Origin of the sequence: Sulfitobacter dubius (genome assembly GCF_027214245.1) — a bacterium.
In the GTDB taxonomy this organism is placed as follows: Bacteria; Pseudomonadota; Alphaproteobacteria; order Rhodobacterales; family Rhodobacteraceae; genus Sulfitobacter; species Sulfitobacter dubius_A.
In genome coordinates this window covers 1-233 of the sequence record NZ_JAPWHM010000063.1, presented here as the reverse complement: position 1 = coordinate 233, position 233 = coordinate 1, and the positions used below count along the sequence as shown (strand labels likewise).

At 49.4% G+C, this 233-nt stretch carries 1 protein-coding gene; it reads right to left on the bottom strand.

The window, feature by feature from the left end:
- Positions 1-233: ABC transporter permease subunit (locus tag O4H31_RS19620; protein ID WP_419723621.1), on the bottom strand; the 233-nt coding region annotated here is incomplete at both ends.

Genomic DNA, 233 nt, shown 5'->3' with positions numbered 1-233 from the left:
TAGTTAAGCATGATGGTGGTAAGAATAATGTTGGTGTGAAAACGGCGGTTTAGCCAAGTGGGAATACCTGCCCATAATGCCCCCGCGATAACACCAGCACCAACGGTCAGCAGGAAGGTACCAAAGCCGGAATCGTCAGTAGCAGTTACCGCTACGGCACTACTGGCTACTGCACCAATTAATAATTGACCTTCAGCACCAATGTTCCACATGTTTGCGCGGTAACACAGTGC